This window comes from Bacteroides pyogenes (assembly GCF_014196225.1).
GTDB lineage: Bacteria > Bacteroidota > Bacteroidia > Bacteroidales > Bacteroidaceae > Bacteroides > Bacteroides pyogenes_A.
On sequence record NZ_JACIDI010000004.1, the window covers coordinates 237,644 to 242,523 of the forward strand.

The window sequence follows — 4,880 nt, forward strand, 5'->3', positions numbered from 1 at the left end:
CATCGCTTTCCACGCTTCTTCGGGTACTTTCCCTGCGTGAGGCGTGTCTGCCGTTCCTGTCTTCCGTTGCTCGCTCTGTGGAGTTGCTACGGCTGCTTTCTGTTCTCGACCGTTCCGATCGTTCGACGGAGTGCTGTCTGAAATCGTTCTCGCTCCTGCCGATCCTCCTCCTGTGGGGAGTGAAGTCGTTATAGTCTTGATTCCCGCGCGAACGGCTGTACGACCTTTCATCCCTGTCCGATCTGTCTGACCGCACGTAGACACTTCGTCTCGTCGGTGCGTTGTGCGGGCGGATGGAGGTGTTCGAGCGGAAGCGTATTGATCCGAAGTCCGAATGGCGGTACGAATGGAACACGCGTTGCTCGCGGATACGGTAGGGGGTGGGGTAGTGTTTCAAATCGTACCTGCCCCGGTAGTAGCTTGCATGGTGAAAGTAAGGGCGGTAGTGGGCGCCGCAATAAGTACGGTAATGGTAAGGTTCGCCGTAATAAAATAAAGAGCGGTCGGGGTAGTTGGCATACACGCGGAAACTCCATCTCCTGCCTGAAAAATAGACCGGGCGGTAAAAGTACTCGGCACTCAGGAACCGGCGGTACTGCGATTCGCTCAATACCCAGCGGAGGTCGTCGTTGCGGATATCCAGCGCTTCGTAGTAATCGTCCAATGCCCATTCGGAACCGTCGGATACGTATTTCATGATGTTGCGCAGGGAGTATATGAAGTCGTAGTTGATTTCATACACGTCGTTGTACTGCGAAGTGCTCAGGTGCAATTCGTAGGCCATCTTGTCGGTAAGGAAGCGCGTTTCTTTGCGTACCTTGCCAACGCTCATCGAGGCCATGGCGGTTGTTCCGGCCGTCAGCCCGATGGCAATGAATAAAATTAGTATTCGTTTCATAGCGTTGCTCTCCTATGTGTGTTTAGGTTTAACTTTGTTATCGAAGTCTGAGTGCTTTGCGTACTTCTTCTCTGTCGGAGCCGAAGCTCAAGATGCCGATCACCGCTTCGAAGTTTTGTTTATCTGTTATATAAGGATATATCTTTATCATCATTTCCTTTTGGTCGGAAGTGAAAGAGATTTGTTCGACTAACTCTTTGGCTTGCTTCGAGGTGAAGTCATACTGTTGCAAGGCCGTTTCTATGAGTCTTTTTTTCTCGTTCGTGGAAGAGTATTTGACGTTGTCGAGCAACTTCCGGAACTCGAAACCATCCATTGTCCTTTCGCGGTCGAAAGAGTGTCTCACCGGCGGGAAGTTGTCGATGGTACTTATGACTGTGGGCGAAGGTCTTGTGAGCGTGGCATTATCGAGATTCATGCTTCTGTCTTTGAACGAGTCCATCCCCGATACGCGTCCGTCTGTAAACTGGATGAGTATGATAGACCATCCCACATCGCTGAGCGGCGAAAATTTGCGGTACTCCCACTCTTCCATATTACCGTCGAAACGGCGGAAGTGGGGTTCCGATTTGAATATGCTGCGTACTTCGGCAGGGGTCATTCCCTGCTGAACGCCCGAAATCATCTGTCCCGACAAGTATTGGGACACGGAGCAGGCGCTGTTCGATAACATGAGTGCCAGAAGCAAGGCGAAAGATAACTTTTTCATCATTTCTAATTATATGGGTTAACGTCGGTTTTCCCGGTACGTTCTTACGAAACTGTTCATTTCATCTTTGTTGGAAGAAAAGGTCAATGTGCTGATTACAGTGAAGAAAGCCTCTTTGTCCACGATGCGGGGATACATTATCTTCATGATTTTCATTCTCTCGTCGTCGAAGGTGTAGAGCTTCGTCAGGCGCAAGCATTGGGCGGATGTGAAGTAAGACGAGGTTATGGCGGTTTGAATCATCGTCATCCGGTCCGAATCGAAAGGTTCGCTCTTTACCTTATTATAAAAGGTATCGAACAGCTTCGGACTCATGATTCGCCCGTAATACGGTTCATAGCCGATGTCGTAGTCGCTTCGGTCGTATTCTTCCCGTTGGCGGGGAAAATCCGGATAGGGATTCGGGTCGCTTCCCACAAAAATATCTTTTACTTCCATGCCATTGAAATAGATGCGTTCGTGAAACAGCTTTCTCCCTTTCCATACTCGTTCGCCCGTACGGGTGTAGCGGGTGGAGAAGACCTCTACGGTGTAGTATCCTCTTTTCAGGTTGGTGACAAAGCAGGTTGTGGTAGGCATGCACATCTGGTTTCCTCCGAAGTAAACGAGTATGGGCGTTTCTCCTCCGTTGATGCGTATCCCGTTCAGCGGCTGCGCTTTCAGCGAGATGGCAGCCAGCAGGAAAATGAGATTTAGAATAAGTCTGCGCATAATATATTGAGTTTTAATGAAGTTGTTTATAATTTACATCACAAAAATAGGGTGAGGAAACTCCCCACCCCAATGATTCTCTCTATTCGTCCGTAGGGATTTCCCTATTCCGTTTAGGGTTCCGCTAATGTGATGCCGTCTTCCTGCAGGCTGATCAGCCGCTTCTTGTACAAATCGCCTACTCCTTTTTTAAAGGTTTTCTTGCTCACGCCGAACGTTTCGTATATCTCGTCTGCCGGGCTTTTGTCATTCAGCGCTACCCGCCCGCCGTTCTCCCTGATGTACTCCAGCAGCGTTTTTGCGAAGTCGTCTACTTTCCCCAAGCCGGGTTTTTGGAGCATCAGGTCTATTTTGCCGTCGTCGCGTACTTGCTTCACGAAAGCCCTCATCTTCCTCCCCGCCTCGAGCGTGGTGAATACCTCGTTCTCGTATAGCAGCCCGCTGTGCTTGTGTTCGATGATGGCTTTGTATCCCAGATCGGTCTTTTGCCAGATGAGTATCTCCACCTCTTCGCCCGGCTGATACTCCGGCATCTCTTTCGAGAGGTATCGCTCTACCTTGGCGGAAGCCACGATGCGGTAGCTTTCTTCGTCCAAGTGGGCGTGGATCATGTACTTCCGTCCCACCTGCATTTTCATCTTCTGCTCGCCGAAGGGTACGAACAGGTCTTTCATCAGTCCCCAATTCAGGAATGCGCCGAACTGGTTCACCCACGCTACTTCCAGATAAGCGAACTGCCCCACTTGCACCAGCGGCGTGAGCGTGGTTGCGACCAGCCGTTCGTCCATGTCGAGATATAAGAATACGTTTAACCGATCTCCCACCTTGCAGCCTTCGGGCACGTAGCGTGCAGGCAGCAGTATCTCCCCCTCTTCTCCGCCGTCGAGGTACATGCCGAAGTCTACCTGCTTCACGACCTCCAGTTCATTGAACCTTCCTAATTCGATGTTCATACTTTTATTCAATTGATTATATAGGAGACAAAGGTAAACTATTTTGCGAATACTTCAAAGCTGCATTGCTAACCTTTTGTGTGGTAATCGTCAAGAGTTTTTGCAGTAGAACTAATTCGTCTTTCGTCTGTGTTTTATTCGTCTGTCGAACGGGAGACGAATAAAACGCAGACGAAAGACGAATGGTGCACGTCCGTCAGACGTATTGGCGGTTAAAAGGAAAAGCTTGCGGTTGGAATGAAAAAGGTGTAATGCCTTCACGCATATTCGGTATGTGCTATGCCTGCTTTTCGCAGAGCCAATCATGTGTGTGATGTACTTGCTTTTCGTCTCTTTTCTTCTTCGAGTAAAAGCTTTTCCGTGTAACAATCATGTGTGTGATATACTTGCTTTTCTTTTGTATGCGTCACCGATTCTCTTTTGCGCCGGACATCGTCAATCGTATGCCGCTTGCTTTCCTTCAATAGGGATGGAATGTCTGAGATGTTTGCAGGCCGTATGGCAGGGTTTCTTTGCTGTCTGTGAAACCTCTTGCCGGTGCTACCGTAAGTCAGATTGTCAATCGTTATGCGGTTGTTTTGCCGTATGTCAAACATATAGGCACCCCTGCACCATCTTCTACGGCATGATGGCGAGCTTGCTTTGGTCCATGTGAAACGCCATGTCGATGCCAACAAAAGTCATATTGTCAAGTATGGCGAGGTTGTTTTGCTTATTCCGATGGAGAAAATCGTTTTTAAGAAAGACCGTTTTTCCCCTCGGAATGAATCATTGGTTCCGTCATTTGGAAGTTTGACTTATTGCTCTCCTTTTCTAAAATTTTCGATAGCCTGATACAAATCAGAGGCTCGGCTTATGCGGTTTAGAGGCTTCATTTATGCAAATCAGAGTTCCCGTTTATGTGATTTGGAGACTTCATTTATGTCCAAGTTGGCGGTAGGCATCTGTAGTAAGTGTTTCCGTTTATGTGATTTGAAAGCTTTATTTATGGGCATAGGAAAGGTGCGGGTTCAGGGAAAGCAACTATATGCCGCCTTATGGCGTGAACCCTTGTCAGGCAATAAAGCATATCAAAAACATAAGCTCTCTATAAATCGCACAACCGTTTATAGAGGACTTTGCTGTAAAGCGGTATTGGTCACCCCGGAAGGAAACTTAGTGCCTGAACTGCGAGAGGAGTTACCACTGCCGCTCGTATAAGAAGGTATTGGTCACTCCGGAAGGAAACTTAGTGCCTGAACTGCGAGAGGAGCTACCACTGCCGCCCGCATCAGAAGGTATTGGTCACTCCGGAAAGAAACTTAGTGCCTGAACTGCGAGAGGAGCTACCATTGCCGCTCGTATAAGAAGGTATTGGTCACCCCGGAAAGAAACTTAGTGCCTGAACTGCAGATTGAGAACGAGTATCCCGATTCAAACTTTCATTTCCTTCCTGATGCGTATCTTTGTTTTTCCGAATCATCCCAACAGTCCCCCGCTTGGCTTTCTTTCATGTCCTTTCTCATCTTCCTGCTCCTTAGTCTCTTATGTTTTTCTTCTGCATTTTCTTTTGAAAAACTCTTTTTTATATTTGGATGTTGTTTTAAAAGTTTCTACTTTTGCACCCGCT

Annotated in this window: 4 protein-coding genes; all 4 read right to left on the reverse strand. The window is 48.1% G+C overall.

Annotated elements, in window-relative coordinates; translation table 11 throughout:
- Nucleotides 1–898: hypothetical protein (locus tag GGR07_RS04335; protein WP_260168116.1), on the reverse strand; the 898-nt coding region annotated here is incomplete at its 3' end.
- Between the two features lie 37 nt (nucleotides 899–935).
- Complete coding sequence (locus GGR07_RS04340) at nucleotides 936–1,610, reverse strand: DUF4476 domain-containing protein (protein ID WP_021646092.1); 675 nt, start codon at nucleotides 1,608–1,610, stop codon at nucleotides 936–938.
- Between the two features lie 15 nt (nucleotides 1,611–1,625).
- Nucleotides 1,626–2,318, reverse strand: coding sequence for a DUF4476 domain-containing protein (locus tag GGR07_RS04345; RefSeq protein ID WP_021646093.1), 693 nt, complete (start codon nucleotides 2,316–2,318; stop codon nucleotides 1,626–1,628).
- 113 nt (nucleotides 2,319–2,431) lie between these two features.
- A complete protein-coding gene (locus GGR07_RS04350) occupies nucleotides 2,432–3,271 on the reverse strand; it encodes a CvfB family protein (RefSeq protein WP_021646094.1) in 840 nt (279 codons plus the stop codon).
- Nucleotides 3,272–4,880 lie beyond the last annotated feature (1,609 nt).

Coding starts and splice junctions, on each gene's coding strand:
- GGR07_RS04345 (WP_021646093.1), bottom strand. CDS start 2,318: ATGCGCAGACTTATTCTAAATCTCATTTTCCTGCTGGCTGCCATCTCG.
- GGR07_RS04340 (WP_021646092.1), bottom strand. CDS start 1,610: ATGATGAAAAAGTTATCTTTCGCCTTGCTTCTGGCACTCATGTTATCG.
- GGR07_RS04350 (WP_021646094.1), bottom strand. CDS start 3,271: ATGAACATCGAATTAGGAAGGTTCAATGAACTGGAGGTCGTGAAGCAG.